We start from the raw sequence: 20,986 nt of genomic DNA, 5'->3' as shown, positions 1-20,986 counted from the left end.
CCGGATTACCCCGTCGATAAGCGCGGCGTGAATAAACTTTAACCCGCGAGCTTCGCGAGCACGTCGGCGGGGCTCATGTTGTCGCGTGACCCGTCGCTGCGGCGCTTCACCTCGACCTTGCCGTCGGCCAGCCCCTTCGGTCCGACCAGAATCTGCCAGGGGATACCGATCAGATCGGCCGCGGCGAACTTGGCGCCGGCGCGCTGATCGGTGTCGTCATAGAGCACGTCGACGCCCTTCGCCGAGAGATCGCGATAGAGCTGCTCGCAGGCGCCGTCGAACGCGGCATCGCCCTGCTTGAGATTGAGGATCGCAACGCGGAACGGCGCGACCGCCTCGGGCCATTTGATGCCGGCGTCGTCGTGACAGGCCTCGATGATCGCGCCGACCAGACGCGACACGCCGACGCCGTAGGAGCCGCCATGGATCGGCACGTCGACGCCATCGGGTCCGGCCACCATCGCCTTCATGGTGTCGGAATATTTGGTGCCGAAATAGAAGATCTGGCCGACCTCGATGCCGCGGGTGTTCAGTCGCTTTGCTTCAGGCACTTCCTGCTCGAAGCGCGCGGCCTCGTGGACGTCTTCCGTCGCAGCATAGACCGAGGTCCACTGCTTGATGATCGGCGTCAGGTCGCCGTCATAATCGACGTCCGCGCCCGGCACCGGCAGGTCAAGCACATCGCGGTTGATGTAGACGCCGGACTCGCCGGTCTCCGCGAGCACGATGAACTCGTGGCTGAGATCGCCGCCGATTGGGCCGGTCTCGGCCCGCATCGGGATCGCCTTGAGGCCCATCCGCGCAAATGTGCGCAGGTAGGCCACGAACATCTTGTTGTAGGAGCGCCGCGCGCCGGCCTCGTCGAGGTCGAACGAATAGGCGTCCTTCATCAGGAATTCGCGGCCGCGCATCACGCCGAAGCGCGGACGCTGCTCGTCGCGGAACTTCCACTGGATGTGATAGAGGTTGAGCGGCAGGCTCTTGTAGGACTTGACGTAGGAGCGGAAGATCTCCGTGATCATTTCCTCGTTGGTCGGTCCGTACAGAAGCTCGCGCTTGTGACGATCGAGGATGCGCAGCATCTCCGGGCCATAGGCGTCGTAACGGCCGCTTTCACGCCAGAGATCGGCGAGTTGCAGCGTCGGCATCAAAAGCTCGAGCGCGCCGGCGCGGTCCTGCTCCTCGCGAACGATCTGCTCGATCTTCTTCAGCACCCGGAAGCCGAGCGGCAGCCAGGCATAGATGCCGGCCGCCTCCTGCCGCATCATGCCCGCACGCAGCATCAGCCGATGCGAGACGATCTCCGCCTCTTTCGGGTTTTCTTTCAGAATGGGCAGGAAAAACCGCGACAATCGCATGGCGTTACTCGGGAATCAGGAAAGCGTGGGAAGAGTTGCAGTGAAACCGGATCGGGTGTGAAAACACAAGGGCCGCCAAATGACAAAAGCCCTTCAAATCAGGCTATTTTCGGCCATTTGAACGAATTGCGTCCCGCCGACCTGCCCGGCGCGCTGATCGTGCGTTTACCTGACCTCGAAATCGTCTTCCAGCGTCACTTTCTTGAAATCGGTCACCAGGGCATCGATCTGCATGTGCCAGCGGCCCGGGACCGGCAACGGCACCTTCTTCACGTGCCAATAGCCGTCGGCACCCAGCACTGCGCTACGTTCCATCGGCTCGATGCCGCGATCAGGCAGGCTCAGCGTCAGCGTCGCCTCCTTGGCCACGAATGGGCTGGCATCGCCATTCATCAGCTGCAGCACAAAATCGTTCTGCCCGACCTTGCCGGGCGCGATCAGCACCTGGAACATCGCCGCATCGGTGTGGATGTGAACCGCGAGCGGAACGTCGGTCGACATCGCCAGCGCGCGCGGCGGCGGCGTGAAGCGCCAGAGCGCGACGAGGCCGAGAATGGCGATCATCAGCACGAATTCGAGCGCGATCGAGCGCTGCAGCGGCCGTGTGCGGTGGAATTCGCGCGCGATGGCCGGCGTGAACACCAACCGATTCAGCGCCGCGAGCCCGAGCAACAGCAACACCAGCACAAGTTTCACCAGGAGGATGTTGCCGTATCCGGTATCGATCAGCGCGCGGAAACTTTCGATCTGGACGACGGCGAGTGCGAGGCCCGACAGAGCGATCAAGGCGACGACCGGCACCGCGATCGTCGAAAAACGCTGCAGCACCCGCAACAGCGAATCCTTGCGCTGCCAGGCCAGCACCGCCAGTGGCGCCAGCGCGCCCATCCAGAAGGCGAGGCCAACGCCATGGATGAACAGCGCGGTCCGGGTCAGCCATTGCGGAGGGGCGGTGGCGGCATGGCCGCTGACCGCAAATGACAGCCCGACACAGATCATTGCGATCGCGGTGCGCACGAAGGCCGCACCGAACGACGGGCTGCGCCAGGCAATCGCCGCGATCAACATTGCGGCGATCGCGAGCAGCATGGCAGGAAACAGGCTGGTGCCGGCGGCGCTGGCCCACGCCGCCCATGTCAGCATGCCTGAGAGGGGCAGGTTCAAGAGGTCGACGCCCTGCAAGCCAAGCGAGGCGATCGCGCCGACAAGGCCGATTGCAAGCGACCACATGATCAGTCGTTCGCCGGCCGGGCCCTGCCCGATCCAGGCGGCAAAGAACACGCCGCCGACGCCGGCAAATAGCCCCAGATAGAGCCCGAGCCGCGCCAGCCACACCAGCGCGTCGAGCACGCCGTCGCCGGACGGCGCTGCCGAGCCGGTGACGGCGCCGATCGAGAACAGCAGCGAGCCGGCGACCGGGTGACCATCCTGCGAAACCACGCGATAGCTGATCACCTGCGTGCCCTGGGGCAAATTCGCCGGCAGCGTCACCATCACCGATTGATCGACGGCGCGGATCGCGACGTCGCGCGGCTTGCCCGCAGCGTCGAGCAGACTGACCGCAGTCGGCGCCACCGCTTCGTTGAAACGGAGTAACACCGTCTTCGGCGCCTCCGTCAGCACGCTGCCATCGGCCGGCTCGGCGGCGATCAGGACGGCATGCGCATGGGCCGAAGTCGCAAGGCACAGCACCACGAGCAGCGCGGCAAGATTTGCTGAGAGGCTTGCTGCAAGGCTCGCGACCTGCCGCACGGCTTATGACTTCGGCAGCAGCTTGACGCCGGGCGCCGGCGTCTTGCTGCCACGCTCGTGCCCGACGCCCTGCCCGTCGGCCGGGATGTCGATCCAGCGGCTGACGCCCTGCTCGCATTCCTGCACGACCGGGAAGTACAGCGTGGTGTTGGGTTTCAACGTATCGGTGAGAAACGTCTGCATCACGAACTCGTCGTAGTTCTGGTCCGAGAGCTTGCCGCCGCTCCAGGCAACTTCCTTCACGCCCTCAGAGAGCCTGGCACCGTGATAGTCGTATTGCGCGGCGTATTGGCCGGTGACCGTATCGAGGGTCCAGCCAGGCTTCGGCATCGGCTTCACCCCGATCACGCCTTCCGGAATCTGCACACGGAGCTTGATCGTTGCCGATCCCGCGCAGCCATGCGGCACGGCGAACACGGCCTTGTAGTACGAACCGACCGGCGCCTGCTTTCCTTCCAGCGTAATATGGGCGATCGCCGGCGACGCTGCGAGCAGCGCCACCGTAGCAACGAGGAGCGTGTGTGACCGCATGACTCCCTCACATCTTCTTCATCATCATGTGGCCGGAATGGTCGTCACCACCAGGCGCCTGCGCGCCGACGGCCTGCACGTCCAGCGAGACCGAGACCTTGCCGGCCTTCTCGAATTCGAGCGTGACCGGCACCTTGTCGCCCTGCTTCAGCTGACTCTTCAGGTCAAACATCATCAAATGATAGCCGCCGGGCGCAAGCTTCACGGTCTTGCCGGGCTCGATCGTCAGCCCCTTGTCGAGCGCGCGCATCTTCATCACGCCATTGTCCATCGACATCTCGTGGACTTCGATCTTGCCGGCAACCTCGCCCGAGCCTGACACCAGCCGGTCGGGCGTCGTGCCCTTGTTCTCGATCGTGAGGTAGCCGCCGCCGATCTTGGCGCCATTCGGCGTTGCCCGCGTCCAGGCCTGCGTGATCACGAGGTCGCCGGCCTTGACGTCCTCGGCGCGTGCGGACGTCGACGCGAGTGTAGCAGCCAGCGCTGCGAGAGCGAGGATGCGGGAGATCGTCTTCATGGCGGCTGATTCCTTTCAGGTTGAAGTCGTCGTGTTATCGGATTGTTGCAGCCTGCGCGTCAGACCATTTGTTCAAATCGGCGATTTCGGCCGATCCTTCGATCGTCGTGACGGTTCCGTCGCTGGCAATCAGCATGGTTCGCGGGATATCGCCTTGCCAGGCCGGATCAATCTCAAATCTCAATCGTTCGGCGAAGCCGTCGTCAAAAATCCAGTTCTCGGCCGAGCCGAGTCCAGCGTGGTCCAGCATCGATCGCGTCGCCTCCGGCAGGTTCGGAACCAGATCCGCGCTGATCGTGACGACGTCAATATCAGGATGATCCTTCATGAACTGGCCGAGCTGCGGCAGCTCGACCTTGCATGGTCCGCAGGTGACACCCCAGAAATGCACCAGGGTCGGATGGCCGGCATGCGCATGCAGCAGCTTCTGCCAGCTGCCGCGTTCGAACGGCTTTGGCGCGCCCTCGCCCGCCGCCAGTGCGGACGACAGCGTTGCGAGCAGGATAAAGGCAGCGAGCAAATGACGTTTCATGGTTCGCCCTCGATCGCTTGAAAATGGTAGCCGTCGGCCTTCGTCATCCACGACAAATAGGTCTGCCGACTGTCCGAGACGAGCAGCGGATGGTCGGAGCTGTCGGCGGCGTCGGCGATATCAGTGGGCTTCGACCATGTCGCTCCATCGTCGTGCGATGTCATCAGATTGATCGATGTCTTCCGCCCGTCGAACTCCTTCCAGGCCATCACAAGACCCTGCGGCCCTGCGATGATCTGCGGCCGTGACGGGCTTCGGTTCGGCTGACCAACGGGGAGCGGATCGGAGAAGGTTTTGCCGCCGTCGCGCGACCGCGCGTAGAACAACCCTTTGCGGGCCTTGCCGTTGGTGTACCACGTCACGTGGTAGGTTCCTGCGGGCGAAATGGTCAGGCTCGGACCGTGGTGCGGACATGCCGCGATCTGCCAGTCGTCGCGGCTCACCCGATGCACCTCGCCGGGGCTGGCCAGATCGGTGAAGGTCACGATCGCATGGTCGCGCACGCCGCCTTCGAAAATGTTCCGGAACACGACCACCGGATGGCCTGCCCCATCGAACGCCAATCCGAGACGGCAGCATTCGCAGGTGTTGTCGGCCACGAGCCGCGCACCGGAATAGGTCGCGCCACCGTCTTTCGATGCAGCGAAGAACAATCCGGCACCGTCATACTTCTCGCCGCGCTGCTGCGCCGGCACGCGGTTGCGCTTGTCGAGCCAGACCGCGAACACGGCGCCGGCAGGATCGAAGCCGATCGCCTCGAACCGCTGGCTCTCGTTGTTTGCCGTGATCGGCTTCGGCGGATCAAAGCTGCGCCCGCCATCGCTCGATCGCGTGGTCAGCACCTGGCCGTTGAAGGCCTGATCGCGGAAGGTCGAGAAGGCCAGCGCGATGTTTCCCTTGGCGTCGATCGCCAGCTTCGGCCGCGCGTCCGGTCCCCAATCCAGGTTGAGCCGGTCCCGGGTCACCTGCACCGGCGCGGAAAAGCTCTTGCCTTGATCCCTCGAGCTCGCGACGGAGATTTGGCCGCCGGCCATCCATGCCAACCACAACGTCCCATCCGGCCCAAAGGCGGGAGTGACCTTGGTCGCGCAGCGCAACACGGTCTCTTCGCACGCCGCTTCGGAGGCGTGCTGGTGGCTCATCTGTGCATTGGCAAGGTTCGGCAAGACCACAAGCATGACCGTTGCCAGCACCGCCAGAGCCACAGGTTTGCGATATGTCATCCATGCGCCCCTCACTTGAACGCAATCCTCATGCCTGCCACGAAGGCGCGTGGCGATCCGGCATAGATCGAGTTGGTCGTGTTCGCCAGTACGCTCGCGGGATTTTGAATGCCGCCCGCCGTCACCGAGTTCGCGATATTGTTCGCGGAAGCGATGTAGGTCCGGTCGAACACGTTCCGCACCTCGATGTACAGGCTCAACGCCTTGAAATAGTCGGAGACGAGATCGGTCTTGTAGTGCAGGTTGAGGTTGACGAGCTCGTAGCCCGGCGCCCTCAAGAGATTGGCGTTGTCCATGTAGAAGCTGTCCTTCCACTGGACCTCGACGAACCCGCCGAGTCCCTGGAGCGGACCTGACAACTGGTCGTAGCCCAACCGCGCCGTGAGCTCGTTCGGCGAAATGCCGGGGATCTTGTTGCCGGCGCGATTGAAGCTGAAGACCGCGCCGTTCGTGATGTTCTCGACATATTCGGTGTAGACCTCGTCGAGATAGGTGTAGGCGGCCGAGAACCGCCAGCCCGGCAGGAACTTCCAGTCGGCGGCCAGTTCGACACCACGATGCTCCGACCGTGGCGCATTGAACGTGTACGAGATGCCCGCGAGCGGCGTGGCCTGGGAGACCAGTTCGTCCTTGAAGAACTCGTAGAACCCGGTGGCGCTCAGCTTGACCGCGTTGTTCGGCGTCCAGTCGGCTCCGACATCGTAACCGAGGTTCTTTTGCGTCCGCAGCTGGGTGTTATTGCCTGACGTGCCGTCCGGCAGGATGAAGAGGTTGCTGACTTGCGGTGTGCCATATCCGGTCGCCACGCGCCCGCGGAATTGCCACTCGCTGTTCAACCGGTAGAGCAGTGCAAGTTCAGGCGCGGTGTTCTGGAATTGCCGGTCCGCTGTCGTGATCGCCGTGGTCGTGGTTCCGGCAGCGCCCGCGTAGCTATAGGCGGTGTTTCGCCCCGTGAGATTGGTGGTCTCCCAGCCGATACCGGCAACGGCCGTCAGCGCGGGGGTGAGCTTCAGTTCCTCTCGCGCGCGCAGACCGTAATTCGTCGTCGTGCTGAACAGGTTGCTGGACAGGCTTCCAAGCGTCGCATTTCCGCCCGGCATCACATTGCGGGTATCACTCGAAGCCGTGAGCGTATTGTAGAAGCCGCCAAAATAGGTCGTCGAATCCATCCCGAACAGTTCGCTGCGCCTGACGACGTCGCTCATGTAGTTGTAGGACGGGAAGTCGCCGATCGCGCTCGTCGATCCCGTCGGCTGGCTGATATTGCGGTCGTCGAAGACAAACTGGTTGCGCCAGGTGGTCTGGTTGTCGAAATCGTGCTCCCAGCGGCCACCGACGATGGTGCGGCGGTCGTCGCGCCCGAGGCCCGCCTGGACCGCCGTTTCCTTGTCGGTCCCTGCCGCCGAATTGAAGCCATTGTTGAACAGGGTAACGGTTCCGCATCCCGGCGCGGCCGTCGCTCCGGTAGTGCAGCCCTGCTGGAACGGGTTCTGGTTGAACTGATTGAGCGACGAGCGGATCGGCAGGCGTGTCGTCAGGTCGTTGTTGATGAGCTTCACCGTGAAACGGTCGTCCGGCGTGACCTGCAGCGTGCCGAGGAAATTGACGGTCTGGGTGTTGAACCAGCTGTTCCCGATATAGCCGTCGCCGCGGACGTCACTCGCGAACAGCGAGCCCTCGAAATTGCCGACCTTCTTGCCTGCGGCAAGATAGTTGTTGAGATAGCCGAAGCTGCCGCCCTCGACGCCATACTCGACGCCGTCGATCGTGCCGCCCGGCCGGGTGCGGAAATTCAGCGCGCCGCCGGTCGCGTAATTGCCGTAGAGCGCCGATGACGGCCCGCGGATCACGTCGATCGCGCCATAGGCATGCGGATCGATCAGATCGGTGCGCGACAGACCGTCCGGCTGGGTGACCGGGAATCCGTCATCGAAGATGACGAGGTTGCGGATGCCGAAGCCGTTCCGCGCATTCGATCCGCGGATCGAGATGCCGAAATCACGCGGGCCATTGCCCTGCTTGATCGAGATGCCGGGACTGTCGCGCAACACGTCGGCGACGGAGAACGCCGGCCGATTGTCGAACTGGCTGCGGTCGATGGTGGTCTGGGTCTGGCCCGTGGGCGCCCGGTTCAAGCCGTCGCGGATCGCTGCGAGCGTCTCGCCCGGCCTCGCGCCGCCCGCTGGGGCCGCGGCCACGGTCGGCGCTGTCGCCAACTTGGGTGGCCGCCGGACGGATGCCGCTCGAGCGCGCGGCTTGGGCCCTGCCGGTTTGGCACGCGCCGCCGCCGCGGGCGCCTCGACGGTGACGGAGGGCAGCGCCGTCTGGGCCTTCGCCCAGCAGGTGATTATGGAAAGGGCCGCGCCCAGCATGAGCGCACTGGCCCCGCCGTGCGGTTGAAGCCGAAACATGGATGGTTCCTGACACCGGCTCTTCGGCCGGCTTGTTCAAGGGCACTCGCCGGCGCAGGACGCGCACCGGCAGCGAGAACGTCGTCAGGAAAACAGCGGTGGCGCGCGGGCTTGCGCCGAGAGACCGGCCGGCGAACGATCGCGTTCGCTGGCGAAATCGAGCCATACGATCAGGCGCGGCAGGCGTTCGACGGCCTGGGCGGCAACTTGCGGGTTATCAACCGGCGCACCGGTCTGCAGCACGCTGCATACAGAGCAACAGCCGTCATGGGCGCGGTGACCGGTCTGGTCGCCCTGCCCGGTGCCTGAGTCGGCATTGCCGTGGCAGATGGTGGCGGCCGCGAGCGGATCGGACGCGGCAGGGCTCGCCGCCCAGCAGGCCCCGATCGGTGCAAAAATCTGCACCAACAGGGCAACCAGGACTATGGGCAGAAAATTGTTCAGCCGCCGACGCATCGCAAAACCCATCCGGAACGGAACTAACCACCACAGGTGTCGAAAGTCGAGATCGCGGACACCAGCCGTTTCTTCCGGCCCACGGAAATCACCCAGCGTGACACTTGCGTCACGGCTGCGTCCGGCTGTTTCGGACGTAGCCGTATCTCCTTACCCAGCCACGTGTTTTCGGACCACTTTCGCAACCGGCAGTGGCACCATGCCAATCATTTCGCAAATTGATCGAAATTTGAACAATCGTTGCCGAAAATGGTGACAAGCCCAGAAAGATGGTCTACCAATTCGGCCTCAGGCCAGCCGCGAGGTGTGTCCTGGTGGTCCAAGTCTCGGGAGGAGCCCGACGCGCACAAGCAGCGTCACCCCATTAATCAAGATCAAATCGAATTCTTGGGGCAAATAGGGTCGACACAATTTTTGGAGCAGGGCTTGGAGCCCTGCTCTTTTTTTATGTGATGATCGCAAAGCGCTATGACTCCATCAGCCAATCCAATCGAACGCAGCTTCGAACTCGCAGCCGCGGCTTGCGATGATCTGACGCCGTCCGTTTACCGACGCCTGTTTCGCGAACATCCCGAAGCGCAGGCGATGTTCCGCACCGAAGGCAGCGAGCCGGTGAAGGGCTCGATGCTGTCGCTGACGATACAAGCCATCATCGATTTCGCCGGCGAGCGCCGCGGACATTTTCGCCTGATCGAATCGGAAGTGTTCTCGCACGACGCCTACGGAACACCGCGCGAACTGTTCGTCGCCTTCTTCGCCGTGATTGCGGACGAGCTCCGCGAAATTCTCGGCGAGCAATGGTCCGATGAGATCGATGCTGCGTGGCACAAGTTGCTCCGCGACATCGCGGCCGTCGTGCAGCAGAAACATCTCGTGGACGACAGGGCGTAGCGTCACCGTTCCGATTGTGACACACTCCCTTTATCCGCGGCGCGTGCAACTGACGCCGACGGAGAGAAAAAATGAAGAGGGAGCAAGCAATGTCAGGGATCGACAAGGGGATGGACAAGGCGTCGACGACGCGGCGCGACCTTCTGCAATTGGCGGCGGCCGGTGGAGCTGCGGCAGGATTGTTCGGCGGAATGGGCGTGACGTCTGCGCTCGCAGCCGAAATGGGCCGCTCGGAAAAGCCGCTCAAGGCCGCATTCTCCAACGCCGGACTGCAGGCGACGTGGTGCGCGCAGGGCAAGCAGGCCGCCGAGTTCTGGGGCAAGCTGTTCAATGTCGAAGTGACCTGGTTCGACGGCCAGCTCGACGCCGTCAAGCAGCGCGCCGCGATCGACAACATGGCTTCGCAGAAATGGGATTTCGTCGCGATCCAGGCGTTCGGCATCGGCACGCTGACCCAGCCGGTGCAGAAGATGATCGACGCCGGCACTCCCGTGATCGACATGGACACGCTGATTGCGCCGCTCGACCAGATCAACGTCCACTCGTTCCTCGCGCCCGACAACGAGTTCATGGGCGCATCGGTCACGCAGGCGCTGTGCAACGCGATCGGCGGCAAGGGCAAGGTCATCATGACCCAGGGTGCGCTCGGCCACACCGGCGCGCAGGGCCGCGCCAAGGGCTTCAACACTGTCATCAAGCAGTTCCCGAACATCGAGGTGCTGGATACCCAGCCCGCCGACTGGGACGTCTCCAAGACCGCCCGCCTCTGGGAAACCTATCTGACGAAATATCCGCAGATCGACGCGGCGTTCTTCCACAATGACGACATGGCGCTCGCCGCCTACAACATCATGAAGGCGCGCAACCGCACCAACATCCTGATCGGCGGCGTCGACGCCATGCCGCCGGCGATCCAGGCGGTCAGCGAAGGCCGCATGTTCGCCACCGTCCGCAATCCGTCCTGCCGCATCCATGGCGGCGCGATCGTCGCGGGTGTCGCGGCCGTGGTCGGCGGCGAGAAGAGCGGCCAGGGCATTCCGAAGAATGTCGTGACCGACGGCCCCGTCGTGACCAAGGCCAACGCCGCCGGCATGCAGTGGATGGAGGATCACTTCCTGATCTGAGCGGCCCTCATGTCGCAGGGACGTTCCCCGATCCTCGAGTTGAACCAGATCACGAAGGCCTTCGGCGGTGTCGAAGCCCTTCGTGGGGTCGACTTCGCGCTTCACGCCGGCGAGATCCATGGTCTCGTCGGCGAGAACGGCGCCGGCAAGAGCACGCTGATGAAGATCATCGCCGGCGTGCATCCGGAGTTCTCCGGCCGCTTCATGCTGGACGGCAAGGAGACCCGCTTCCGCTCGACCCGCGACGCGCACGCCGCCGGCATCGGCATGGTGCATCAGGAGCTCAGCGTCGCGCCCGATCTCACGGTCGCCGAGAACGTCTTCCTCGGCAACCAGCCGACCAACCGCCTCGGCGTCGTGCAATGGCGACGGATGGCGCGCGAGGCCGGCGAGCAGCTGTCGCGGTTTGGCATCGACGTCGATCCGATGACGCGGCTCGGCGACCTGCCGATCGGCCTCCAGCAACTGATCGAGATCGCCCGCGTGCTGTTTTCCGGCGCGCGCATCATCATCCTGGACGAGCCGACCTCCGCCCTCTCTCCGCCCGAGGTCGAACGCCTGTTCACGACGCTGCATAGGCTCCGCGACGAAGGCACCAGCATCGTCTTCATCTCGCATTTCATCGAGGACATCCTGCGCGTCTCCGACGTCGTGACCGTGTTCCGCAATGGACGGAAGATCGCCGAGACCGCGTCTGCCGACACCACCAAGGGCGCCCTGATCGAGGCCATGATCGGCCGCGGCGGCGAGGCGCTGGAGCACAGCTACACTGACGACCTGATGCTCCCGCAATCGAATGGCGGCGCAGTGGTGCTGAAGGTCGATCAACTCTCGCTCGGCCGCAGCCTGAATGACGTCTCGTTCGAGGTCCGCTCCGGCGAGGTGCTCGGCATCTACGGCTTCATGGGCTGCGGACAATTGGAGCTGTCGCGCATCCTGTTCGGCAAGCTGAGGCCGGACGGCGGCACGCTTGCGGTTGATGGCTCGGCCAAAACCTTCCGCAGCACCGCGGCGGCGCGGCGCGCCGGCGTCGCGCTGGTGCCGGAAAGCCGCCGCGCCATGCTGTTCCACCAGGAGCCGGTCTACAAGAACATCTCGATCAGCGTCCTCGAGCGGATCTCGGCGCTGCTGCTCAGGCCGATGCGTGAGCGTGCGATCGCGCAGCGCCAGGTCGAGCAATTGCAGATCCGGCCGCCGGTCGTCGGCCTCGACCTCGGCATGCTCTCGGGCGGCAACCAGCAGAAGGTGGCGCTGGCGAAGTGGCTGACCTATCCGCCGCGTTTGCTGGTGCTGTGCGAGCCGACCCGCGGCATGGATGTCGGCGCCAAGAACGACGTGATCAACATCGTGCGCGATCTCCGCGCCAAGGGACTGGCGATCATCGTGCTGTCGACCGAGCCGGAGACGGTGCTGTCGCTGGCCGACCGGATCCTGGTGCTGAAGCGCGGCGCGGTGGTGCGCGAATTCGCTGGCGAGGCGGTCAGCAAGGACCGCCTGCTGGAAGCGGCTTAGAGCATGGTCCGGAAAAGTGCGAAGCGATTTTCCGATTAGACCATGCTCAAATAACTGGAGAAAGCGCGATGACCAAGTCATCGCGCTTGATGGAGTGGGATAATGGCAAGCAGCGATAGCGCGACGAGCCCCGCCGATCACAAGCGGCCGCGCGGGCTGGGGCCGTTCCTGCGCTCGCAGATGCGCAACATCGCACCGTTCCTGACGCTGATCTTCCTCAGCGCCTTCTTCGCGATCGCGAGCCCGTCGTTTGCGACCATCGACAATCTCGGCAACATCCTCACCCAGGTGTCCGTCACCGGCATCATCGCCGTCGGCCTCACCTTCGTGATCCTGTGCGCCGAGATCGATCTGTCGATCGCCAGCATCGCCAATGTCACCGGCATTGCGGTGGCGTACTTCACGCTGCAGGAATCCTACGTCAACATCGCCAACGTCCCGATGCCCGGCTTCGCCGCGATCCTGCTGGCGCTGGTGCTGTGCGCGCTGCTCGGCCTCGTCAACGCGCTCGGGCTGACGGTGATTGGCATACCCTCCTTCATCATGACGCTGGCCATGATGCAGATCGCGGCCGGCGTCTCCGCGCTGCTGGTGCGCGGACAGATCGCCTACAAGGTGCCGGGCCTGATCACGACGCTTGGCTCGGGCTCGATCGGCGGCATCCCCTGGATCGTGATCGTCGCCGCCGTGATGCTGCTCGGCGGCCATCTGGTGCTGACCTACACCCGGTTCGGCCGCTACGTCTACATGGTCGGCGGCAACCGCGAGGCCGCGGAATTTGCCGGCCTCAACGTCAAGCTCATCCTCGGCAGCGTGATGGTGATCTCGGCGGTGTGCTCGGGGATCGGCGGCATGCTCGGCGTCGCGCATTTCGGCAGCGCGCAGCAGAACGAGTTCGACACCTATCTCTTGGATTCGATCGCAGCCGTGGTGGTCGGTGGCACCAGCCTGTTCGGCGGCCGCGGCGGCATCGGCAACACCATCGTCGGCCTGTTCGTGCTCGGCGTGCTCAACAACGGCCTCGACCATGTCAATATCGACAGCTTCCTGAAGATCCTGATCCGCGGCCTGATCCTGCTCGCCGCGCTGATCATCAACGTCTATGCGCAGCGGCTGCGGGAGCGGACGGCGGAGTAGGCGCGCGGCGTCGGTTTGTCCGACTTCGTCAGTGCATGCGCGATGAGGTTGCACGCGCCCTCTCCGCTTGTCGTCCCTGCGAAAGCAGGGACCCATAACCACAGGCTCGTGTTGTTGAAGCGAGTTGTGGCCGCAGCCCTGCAAGCCAAATCGCATTTGTGGTTATGGGTCCCGGCTCAAGGCCGGGACGACACTGAATTTGTTGCACGGTCAGTGAGACATACGTCTTCATTCTCGCGGCGCCTTTCGCCCGAGTTTTGCATCTCGTTCCGCCCTCTCCTTGAACGGAGGGCGCAGGGAAAGCCGGGTGCCGATCGCACTCATGGGCCCCGAGCAAAAGGTAGAAAGCTCGGGGGTAGGACCACAGGTGTAACCGGAGCAATCCGGCTTTCCCTGCGCGATGGTTTTACGGCTTACTTCGTGCTCTCCCCGGCGAGACTGGGCTTGTTTGTCACCGCCTGCGCAACACGCGTTCGCATCTTGCGAGAGGACACCTGCCGCTAGCTAGGGCGTCAGGACCACACGACTTCGCCGTCCGCTTCATGCGCACTCGTCAGTTGCGCACCAAAGCGTCCACCGCATCTCACCGCACACCCGTGACGATCGCGAAGCGCCCCTCGATCGGGTGAAACGGCTGGATTCATAGCACTGAGTTGCGCTTCTGATAAAGCGAAATATTTTTGCTGCGGGGGCTTGCGCCGTCGGGCAACTCAGTGGCATGGGCACCTTCGGCGTACCAGGGCCCGGACGCCATAAAAACGTGCGGTGCCGACGGCTCGCCCGAGTCCGCTGTCCCCTCTAAAGCCGACGGATTGTTGCATAGCACCGAAACGACGCGATGGGGCCACAAGCGGCCATCAGCGACCTCCAAAGATGCAATGCTTTCGCCTCTGACAATTACCACTCCGGAGGCCGTATCGTCGGCCCGATGTCCCCAGGACCCGGCAGGCCCGGAGTCGGCGGTTGCGGCCCGTTCGGAGGCGGAAGCAAATTACCCCAGTCCGTTCGCGCACGCATCTGGTCAACCGTTGCCGTGCTGACGAAGTTGCCACCCTCACGTATCTGCCACCCGCCCCCGAGCGCCCGAAACACCGCAGTGAGGCCAAGCGGAACGTTGGCCGAGGCGCCGGCCAGGCTGTTCTGCGCTTGAAGGAGATTCTGTTCAGCGGTCAGTACGGTGGTAAATGACGTCGCGCCCTGCTCATACTGCTCAAGTGCGATCCTGAGGGCACCATTTGCCGCCTCAACGCTGCGGCGGAGATACGCGGCCTGGTTCCGGGATTGCAGATATGTTGCAAGACCGTTGTCCACCTCCTGCTGGGCACTCAACACGATGTTCTGATAGTCGATCAGCAATTGCTGGAGCTTGGCATCCTGCAAACGAATGTTGTTGGTGATTTGCCCGTAGTTGAGGAGATTCCATTGAAACGACGGGCCCGCAGCATACGCCACGCCCTTCCAACTGACGACCTGACCAAGGTTATGGCCATTGGCGGTGCTGGCCGAGCCGCCGAATGTGCCCGTAATGCTGATTGCCGGATAGAGTTGCGTCGTGGCGATTCCAATCTGCGCACTCTGCGCCAGCGCGGCGAGTTCGGCGGCGCGGACGTCCGGTCTCCGGCGCAGCAGATCCGCAGGTATGCCAACAACGACGGAGGCGGGCGGCAACGGTATCCTGCCGACTGATCGTGAAAGCAACATGCCGAGCGACTGCGGCGGAACGCCGAGCAGGACGCAGAGCGCGTTTTGTCCCTGCCGCAATTGTATCGTCAACTGGGGTATTGCCGCACGAGTCTGTTCGAGGACGTTCGTCGCCTGGAAAACATCAAGCTCCGACGTCCCGCCGCCCGTGAACTTTGCCTTTGCGATACTAAGGGCCTGCTCCTGCCTGCGGACATTTGCCCGTGCAATTCCGATCAGCTGCTCTGTGGTGCGGATACCGATATAGGTTGCGGTCACATCGGCCAGGAGCGAGACCAGAACGCCGTCGTAGTTCGCAATCGACGCCAGATACGCACCGTCGGCGGATTCGACACCGCGGCGAAACTTGCCCCAAAAATCCAGCTCCCAGGCTGCTTGCGCAGCCAACGCATCGGTCCAGAAGTACTGAGGTGTCGCATTTGGACCCGCCAGCGGTGTCGCGGCGCTGGTTCGGTTGTAGATGACCGAACCGACGCCCTGCTGCACCTGCGGATAGGTTATGCCGACGGCTATTCCCAGCACCGCACGTGCTTGCAGCACCCGAGTCCCTGCGCTCTCCAACGTCAGATTCTGGGCGTACGCAATCTGGATCAGCCTGTTGAGGGACGGGTCACGGAAGGTCGTCCACCAATGTTCGTACTCACGCGGGCCGGACTTAACCGAGCGATTGTCTGCGCCACGAAACTTTTCGGCAACCGGAGCGACAGGCGCTGTAAAATCCGGCCCGATCGTACATGCCATGGTCGGCAGGAGAAGCGTAGCAACAAGCAACCAATCAGTTGACCAACCAAGCGCGGCGCCGACATTGTGCCGCACAAACGGTGATTGGTACTGCGTCTCCAAGGCTTTCGCTCCCAACGCACGTACTCCCAACTGGATTGTATCCCTTCGTCCTTGATCTGCACGCTACGATGGCGGCTTTTCCACAGAGGGCATGACGTACAACAACCATTTCTTCATCCGGATCGTGACCTTCGAAATAACGTGCGTGGCCTTGCCCTTCTGCGTGTAGATCGCCGCCGATCCGCCTGACCCGATGGACAGCTTGCGGGCTACGGCATCGTCGGTGAAATTGATCCGTACTGCATAAAGCCCGTCAGATCCGATCCGGGCCGCGTTCGGGATTGTGCCGCTGGTTGTGAATTGCCCTCCCCCGGTTGCCGGGATCACATAGTCCACTTTTCCAAAGAACAGGCGGCCGGGATATGGGTTAAGCACCATTTCCACATCATCGCCCGGCTCCACATTCGAGAGCCAATTCTGGGGAAACACAGCGGCGACGGCGGTATCGGACACGTTGACGAATGTTCCCGCCGCAGCAAGCGGCATCGGCACAAGCATGGTGCCGATCTGCACCTGCCAATTCGTGACGTATCCATCAGCCGGCGCCGTCATCTTGCACTGTGCGAGGTTAAAGCGCGCGTCGTCCAATTGAGCTTCGATGGCAGGAACATTGCTCTGGGCCGTCTGCAAGGCCGCGGCCGCCTGTTGAGCCGAGGCTTGCGCTTGCGCGAGACCCGCTTCAGCCTGCTGAACGGCGGCGTCCGCCTCCTGACGTTCTTGCGCCGCCTTGGCTACATTGAGCTGGCTAATGGCAGCTTTGTCCGCACGCTGAATGTTGAGGGCGATTTGTTCCTGGGTCTTGGCCAGTTCGTCCGCGGCCTTCGCCTTCGCGAGGATGGCCTGCGCATTCGGTATGGCCGTTTTTGCGGTCGTCAGCGCGGCTTCGGCCTGCAATACGTTCGCCTTCGACGCGGCCAACTGCGCCTCGACCTGGTTCACCGTGTACTGGTACGGCGCCGGGTCAATTTCCAGCAGCAAGTCACCTTTCTTCACCCGTTGATTTGCCTCGGCGTGGATCGTCTTGACCTGCCCTTTGACATAAGGAACGAGCTGCACCACGTACTGGCTGGTCACCATCTTGTCCGTAATCGGTGCCGACTGCGTCCAGACCACCACGACGCCACCGATCATGAATACGCCCGCGACGATCAAGGCCGCGATGATATAGGCCGTGGGCTTGATGCGCAGGACCTTGAACAGCACGAGAACGATCGCAACGTAGACGATGATCAGCATTGCGATCACGGTCGCATCTCCTTGTCCCCTGAGAGCTGACGCGATGCGGTCGCACCGTCACCCGTGTCGGGTGCTACGCCGTGGGGCTGGAAATCGCTTTTTGCTGATTTAACTCCGAACGGCGTAGTGAACGCCCATATGAACGCAACCGGCCATAGCAAGCCGCCTGTCGCGATCCCGACCCAGCTCATGGCATTGATTGCACTGGCCTGCGGATGATTCCATTTGCGCGCGAGTTGACCCGGAAGTTTGCCCAGATTGACGACAATGATGACGCCAGCAAAAATCAGAACCGCGAACACGACAAACGCGAACGCATCCAAAGCGCCGAATGAAGAATCCACTGCCGACACTCCCTTCTATGCGCGATGATATTTCGCGCAGGGCTTTCGAAGCGGGCCGGAACGATTTCTTAGCGAAGAAGAATAAGTCGTGGCGTTGGGTCCGACACGAATCGCCACGACTTATCGCGCTCAGTCTCTCGCTTTTTCAAGCGCGTGCCGCATCAGCTTTTGTTCATCACTTGACATCTGTACGGGACCAAGTTTGTAAGTGAGCTTGTCGATCTTGCCGGTGAAGCGGAAAGGAAGTTTGTAACTGTCGTCCACCGTCGTGCGGGTGTCGCTCCCGATGTCAAACGTTTCGTCGATGGCCATAAGAAACGGAATCGTGTGCGGGATCGTCTTTGCGGCCACCAGCTTGCCATCGGCCGTCAGTACACCGGTGCCACCCTTGCCCGGGCCGGGTCCGTTGTACTTGAAGTCGAATACTATCGTGTGCTTGCCGGGTTTGAGGGCATCGCTAAACAAGTCGCGACCACCAATGCCGCCTTCCCAGCGGTACCGTTCGAGATCGAGCAGGTTATAGACGAAGACTGGTTTGCCTTTGAGCAAGTAGAGGGCGTATCCGCCAAAGCGACCGCCAAGAGTGGCGATCATTCCCTCCGCGCCGCCTTGAGGAACAGTAACCTCAGCGGTGATGGTGTAATCCTTATTGAGGATGCTCGGAGCGCTACTGTCGGGGATTCCAGCAATCTCACCAGAATAGGTGAAAACCGTTCGCCCTGCAGTCGCGCTCGGGCGCGGTGTCACAATGCGGGGCAGCACCGAGTTGTCCAGCGGAAAGACCTGGTATTTCGCCGCCTCCGACAGGAACAACGCTTGCAACTCCTTTAGCTTGTCGGGATTCTTGGCTGCGAGGTCGTTGTTTTGCGAGTAGTCGTCAGCGATGTTGTAGAGTTCCCATTTGTAGTCGTTAATCTCAGGCAGCTTGGCCGTTCCCAAGAGCCAAGGCGGCTCGGGGGGCGTTGTGCAAGCGTACCAACCATCGTGGTAGATTCCACGGTTCGCGAACATTTCGAAATACTGCGTGTCGCGCTTCGAGAGTGCGTTGGCGTTGGCCTTGTCGAACGTATAGGCCATGCTCACGCCTTCGATGGGCTTTTGCGTGATGCCATTGACCGTGGCGGGAGCCTGGATGCCCGCGGCTTCGAGGATCGTCGGCACGATGTCGATCATGTGATGGAATTGGGTGCGGATGCCACCAGCGTCCGTGATGTGGCCGGGCCATGAGATGACCATGCCTTGCCGGGTGCCGCCGAAGTGCGATGCCACCTGCTTGGTCCATTTGAACGGGGTATCGAAGGCCCACGACCACGCCACCGACATATGCGGGTAAGTCTTGTCGGAGCCCCAATTCTCGTAATGCAGCATCAGCTCGGCTTCGGGCAGCTGCAAAATGCCGTTGTAGGCGGTCATCTGGTTCGGCGTGCCCTCAAGCGTGCCTTCGGCGCTCGTGCCGTTGTCGCCGCTGATGTAGATGATCAGCGTGTTGTCGAGTTTGCCCATGTCCTCGACCGCCTGGATGACGCGGCCGATTTCGTAGTCGGTATACGCCGCATAGCCGGCAAACACCTCGGCTTCGCGCGCGTATAATTTCTTTCGGATGAATGAGAGCGAGTCCCACTTCGGCAGGGTATCCGGCCAAGCGGTGAGCTGGGTGTTCGCCGGGATCACCCCGAGGCGCTTCTGGTTGGCGAAGATCTGCTCGCGCAACTTCTCCCAGCCCATGTCGAACTTGCCCTTGAACTTGTCGATCCATTCCTTCTTCGGCTGATGCGGCGAATGCGTGCCGCCGGGCACGTAGTAGAGGAAGAACGGCTTGTCGGGTGCGGCCGCGTTCAGTCCGTTCATGTAGTTGATGGCATCATCCGCCATGTCGGTTATGAGGTTGTAGCCGGTCTTGCCGATCCACGGAAAAATCTGGGTCGTGTTCTTATAAAGATACGGCGTCCACTGGTCGGTCTCGCCGCCCATGAAGCCGTAGAAGTATTGGAAGCCCATGCCGACCGGCCATTGGTCGAATGGCCCCGCCGCGCTGTAAAGATAGGTGGGAGTGTTGTGGTTCTTGCCAAACCACGACGTGGCATATCCGTTGTCGCGAAGAATAGTTCCGATCGTGGCGCTCTCGGGGCCGATTACGGAATCGTAGCCCGGATAGCCGGTGGACATTTCACCGATGACACCGTAGCCGACCGAATGGTGGTTGCGGCCAGTGATGAGCGCTGCCCGCGTCGGCGAGCAGAGCGCTGTCGAATGAAACTGCGTATAACGCAGACCCGCCTTGGCGACGCGATCCATGTTCGGCGTCGGGATCACCCCACCGAAGGTGCCGGACACGCCATAACCCTGGTCGTCAGTCATGATCAACAGGACGTTCGGCGCACCCTTGGGCGGCACGACGGACGGTGGCCAGTATGGCTTGGAGGCCGTGGCATCTTCCTTGATCACGCCGCCGAACTTAGGTGGCTCCGGCGGAAGCTGCTTGCCATCGATGGTTGTCGTGGCGCTCGGCGAACCCGGCGCGCCGGTGGTTTGCTGCGCGAGGCTGGTTGTCCCCAGCGCGCACAGCAAATAAGCGGCGGTGAGGGTGGTGCCGCAAAGCAGCAAGTTGCGGCGGTTTTGTAAGCGGCCTTCCGGCTTTGAACTATCGTCATCGTGACGAGTACCGGTCATTGAAAGCTCCCTCTTGGAGACGACAGAACCCATGGACGCCTATCCGAGACACAAAGCCGCAACGCTTAAGTTGATCTAGATCAACCTACCGCCCACGGGTCCGAAACGTCGGGTTCGGGTCTTGAGCGGAAGTTGTGCCCCTCCCCGCCCGCGTCCGTTCGTACCCTGAAAGCAGACGTCGAGGCGGCCGGGCCGAAGGTCCGCACATGGCCACTTCCGAACTCATGCGCCGTAGCAGTTGCGCTAAAATTTCCGAAGAAGCCCGGCCGAGTCAGCGCTATCCTCTGGTGGACGGCGGAGGGTTACTCTTTTGTCAGCGTCTACGGCACATCGCGAGATAACTGGGAGGATTGGCTGGAAAATCGCCGTTGCAGTCGGACTTGCTCTCAGTCAGGCCGCGGTAGCAGCACCGCCCGATAGCCCAAATCCCGCGCTTGCCCCATGGTTTGAGAGCCTGAAGCAACCAGGCACCGGTGCGTCGTGCTGCTCGATTGCGGATTGCCGAACGGTAGAGTTCCGACAGGACCGCGACGGCTACGAGGTATTGATCGATGATCGCTGGAAGATGTCGGCTCCATTCTGGCTGCGGGTCCCACCGAACAGGATCATCGACAGAACCGACAACCCGACGAACCGCGCCGTGGTCTGCTTCACGCCTGAGGCCGGCATTCTCTGTTTCGTGCGTCCGGCCGAAAGTTAGGTCTCTCCTCCGCGCAAGTCCCTGTGGGACGGAGATGGTGGGTTACGC

General features: G+C 62.4%; 17 protein-coding genes. 4 read left to right on the top strand and 13 right to left on the bottom strand.

The window, feature by feature from the left end; genetic code table 11:
- Nucleotides 1-38 precede the first annotated feature (38 nt).
- From proS to K359_RS0119060, 8 genes are all read right to left on the bottom strand, one after another.
- Nucleotides 39-1,358 (bottom strand): proline--tRNA ligase, encoded by a 1,320-nt coding sequence (proS, locus tag K359_RS0119095; RefSeq protein WP_029080788.1) that lies wholly within the window; start codon nt 1,356-1,358, stop codon nt 39-41.
- A gap of 165 nt (nt 1,359-1,523) precedes the next feature.
- Nucleotides 1,524-3,110 (bottom strand): CopD family protein, encoded by a 1,587-nt coding sequence (locus tag K359_RS0119090; RefSeq protein WP_029080787.1) that lies wholly within the window; start codon nt 3,108-3,110, stop codon nt 1,524-1,526.
- Nucleotides 3,111-3,113: 3 nt separating this feature from the next.
- Nucleotides 3,114-3,641 carry a YcnI family protein gene (locus K359_RS0119085; protein ID WP_029080786.1) on the bottom strand — a complete coding sequence of 176 codons (528 nt, stop codon included), beginning with the start codon at nt 3,639-3,641 and terminating at the stop codon, nt 3,114-3,116.
- Nucleotides 3,642-3,648: 7 nt separating this feature from the next.
- The gene (locus K359_RS0119080; protein ID WP_029080785.1) at nt 3,649-4,158 is read right to left on the bottom strand and encodes a copper chaperone PCu(A)C; all 510 of its coding nucleotides are present in this window, start codon (nt 4,156-4,158) and stop codon (nt 3,649-3,651) included.
- 34 nt (nt 4,159-4,192) lie between these two features.
- Nucleotides 4,193-4,690, bottom strand: coding sequence for a TlpA disulfide reductase family protein (locus K359_RS0119075; protein ID WP_029080784.1), 498 nt, complete (start codon nt 4,688-4,690; stop codon nt 4,193-4,195).
- Nucleotides 4,687-5,913, bottom strand: coding sequence for a sialidase family protein (locus K359_RS0119070; protein WP_156928564.1), 1,227 nt, complete (start codon nt 5,911-5,913; stop codon nt 4,687-4,689). The genes K359_RS0119075 and K359_RS0119070 overlap by 4 nt, the downstream gene beginning before the upstream one ends.
- An 11-nt stretch (nt 5,914-5,924) precedes the next feature.
- Complete coding sequence (locus K359_RS0119065; protein ID WP_029080782.1) at nt 5,925-8,324, bottom strand: TonB-dependent receptor; 2,400 nt, start codon at nt 8,322-8,324, stop codon at nt 5,925-5,927.
- 84 nt (nt 8,325-8,408) lie between these two features.
- The gene (locus K359_RS0119060) at nt 8,409-8,792 is read right to left on the bottom strand and encodes a DUF2946 domain-containing protein (protein ID WP_035976766.1); all 384 of its coding nucleotides are present in this window, start codon (nt 8,790-8,792) and stop codon (nt 8,409-8,411) included.
- 456 nt (nt 8,793-9,248) lie between these two features.
- Here K359_RS0119060 and K359_RS0119055 point away from each other — a divergent pair, with 456 nt between their 5' ends.
- The 4 genes from K359_RS0119055 (at nt 9,249) to K359_RS0119040 (ending at nt 13,444) form a co-directional block, all read left to right on the top strand.
- Nucleotides 9,249-9,671, top strand: a complete 423-nt coding sequence (locus tag K359_RS0119055; RefSeq protein WP_029080780.1) for a globin — start codon at nt 9,249-9,251, stop codon at nt 9,669-9,671.
- Between the two features lie 89 nt (nt 9,672-9,760).
- On the top strand, nt 9,761-10,795 hold the full coding sequence (locus K359_RS0119050; RefSeq protein ID WP_029080779.1) for a sugar ABC transporter substrate-binding protein: 1,035 nt from the start codon (nt 9,761-9,763) through the stop codon (nt 10,793-10,795).
- Nucleotides 10,796-10,804: 9 nt separating this feature from the next.
- Nucleotides 10,805-12,307 carry a sugar ABC transporter ATP-binding protein gene (locus K359_RS0119045; protein ID WP_029080778.1) on the top strand — a complete coding sequence of 501 codons (1,503 nt, stop codon included), beginning with the start codon at nt 10,805-10,807 and terminating at the stop codon, nt 12,305-12,307.
- A 102-nt stretch (nt 12,308-12,409) separates the two neighbouring features.
- Nucleotides 12,410-13,444: an ABC transporter permease gene (locus tag K359_RS0119040; protein WP_029080777.1), complete on the top strand. Its 1,035-nt coding sequence runs from the start codon at nt 12,410-12,412 to the stop codon at nt 13,442-13,444.
- Nucleotides 13,445-14,341: 897 nt separating this feature from the next.
- Here K359_RS0119040 and K359_RS0119035 read toward each other — a convergent pair.
- The 5 genes from K359_RS0119035 to K359_RS65810 form a co-directional block, all read right to left on the bottom strand.
- Nucleotides 14,342-15,988, bottom strand: coding sequence for an efflux transporter outer membrane subunit (locus K359_RS0119035; protein ID WP_245284661.1), 1,647 nt, complete (start codon nt 15,986-15,988; stop codon nt 14,342-14,344).
- A gap of 63 nt (nt 15,989-16,051) precedes the next feature.
- Nucleotides 16,052-17,224, bottom strand: a complete 1,173-nt coding sequence (locus K359_RS0119030) for an HlyD family secretion protein (RefSeq protein WP_051346208.1) — start codon at nt 17,222-17,224, stop codon at nt 16,052-16,054.
- 5 nt (nt 17,225-17,229) lie between these two features.
- Entirely contained in the window at nt 17,230-17,568 is a 339-nt protein-coding gene (locus K359_RS58900) for a DUF3302 domain-containing protein (protein ID WP_165123826.1), read from the bottom strand.
- Nucleotides 17,569-17,697: 129 nt separating this feature from the next.
- Nucleotides 17,698-20,238 (bottom strand): arylsulfatase, encoded by a 2,541-nt coding sequence (locus tag K359_RS0119015; protein WP_084518448.1) that lies wholly within the window; start codon nt 20,236-20,238, stop codon nt 17,698-17,700.
- A 534-nt stretch (nt 20,239-20,772) separates the two neighbouring features.
- On the bottom strand, nt 20,773-20,907 hold the full coding sequence (locus tag K359_RS65810) for a hypothetical protein (protein ID WP_256375165.1): 135 nt from the start codon (nt 20,905-20,907) through the stop codon (nt 20,773-20,775).
- Between the last annotated feature and the right edge of the window lie 79 nt (nt 20,908-20,986).

The sequence above is a fragment of the Bradyrhizobium sp. th-b2 genome, assembly GCF_000426785.1.
Classification (GTDB): domain Bacteria; phylum Pseudomonadota; class Alphaproteobacteria; order Rhizobiales; family Xanthobacteraceae; genus Bradyrhizobium; species Bradyrhizobium septentrionale.
This window is presented reverse-complemented; position numbering and strand designations above follow the sequence as displayed.

What these genes read in the sequence shown, in the direction of transcription:
- K359_RS0119015 (WP_084518448.1), bottom strand. Translation starts at nt 20,238, where the DNA reads ATGACCGGTACTCGTCACGATGACGATAGTTCAAAGCCGGAAGGCCGC.
- K359_RS0119080 (WP_029080785.1), bottom strand. Translation starts at nt 4,158, where the DNA reads ATGAAGACGATCTCCCGCATCCTCGCTCTCGCAGCGCTGGCTGCTACA.
- proS (WP_029080788.1), bottom strand. Translation starts at nt 1,358, where the DNA reads ATGCGATTGTCGCGGTTTTTCCTGCCCATTCTGAAAGAAAACCCGAAA.
- K359_RS0119070 (WP_156928564.1), bottom strand. Translation starts at nt 5,913, where the DNA reads ATGACATATCGCAAACCTGTGGCTCTGGCGGTGCTGGCAACGGTCATG.
- K359_RS0119045 (WP_029080778.1), top strand. Translation starts at nt 10,805, where the DNA reads ATGTCGCAGGGACGTTCCCCGATCCTCGAGTTGAACCAGATCACGAAG.
- K359_RS0119060 (WP_035976766.1), bottom strand. Translation starts at nt 8,792, where the DNA reads ATGGGTTTTGCGATGCGTCGGCGGCTGAACAATTTTCTGCCCATAGTC.
- K359_RS0119085 (WP_029080786.1), bottom strand. Translation starts at nt 3,641, where the DNA reads ATGCGGTCACACACGCTCCTCGTTGCTACGGTGGCGCTGCTCGCAGCG.
- K359_RS65810 (WP_256375165.1), bottom strand. Translation starts at nt 20,907, where the DNA reads ATGCCGGCCTCAGGCGTGAAGCAGACCACGGCGCGGTTCGTCGGGTTG.
- K359_RS0119050 (WP_029080779.1), top strand. Translation starts at nt 9,761, where the DNA reads ATGTCAGGGATCGACAAGGGGATGGACAAGGCGTCGACGACGCGGCGC.
- K359_RS0119055 (WP_029080780.1), top strand. Translation starts at nt 9,249, where the DNA reads ATGACTCCATCAGCCAATCCAATCGAACGCAGCTTCGAACTCGCAGCC.
- K359_RS0119065 (WP_029080782.1), bottom strand. Translation starts at nt 8,324, where the DNA reads ATGTTTCGGCTTCAACCGCACGGCGGGGCCAGTGCGCTCATGCTGGGC.
- K359_RS0119030 (WP_051346208.1), bottom strand. Translation starts at nt 17,224, where the DNA reads ATGCTGATCATCGTCTACGTTGCGATCGTTCTCGTGCTGTTCAAGGTC.
- K359_RS0119075 (WP_029080784.1), bottom strand. Translation starts at nt 4,690, where the DNA reads ATGAAACGTCATTTGCTCGCTGCCTTTATCCTGCTCGCAACGCTGTCG.
- K359_RS0119040 (WP_029080777.1), top strand. Translation starts at nt 12,410, where the DNA reads ATGGCAAGCAGCGATAGCGCGACGAGCCCCGCCGATCACAAGCGGCCG.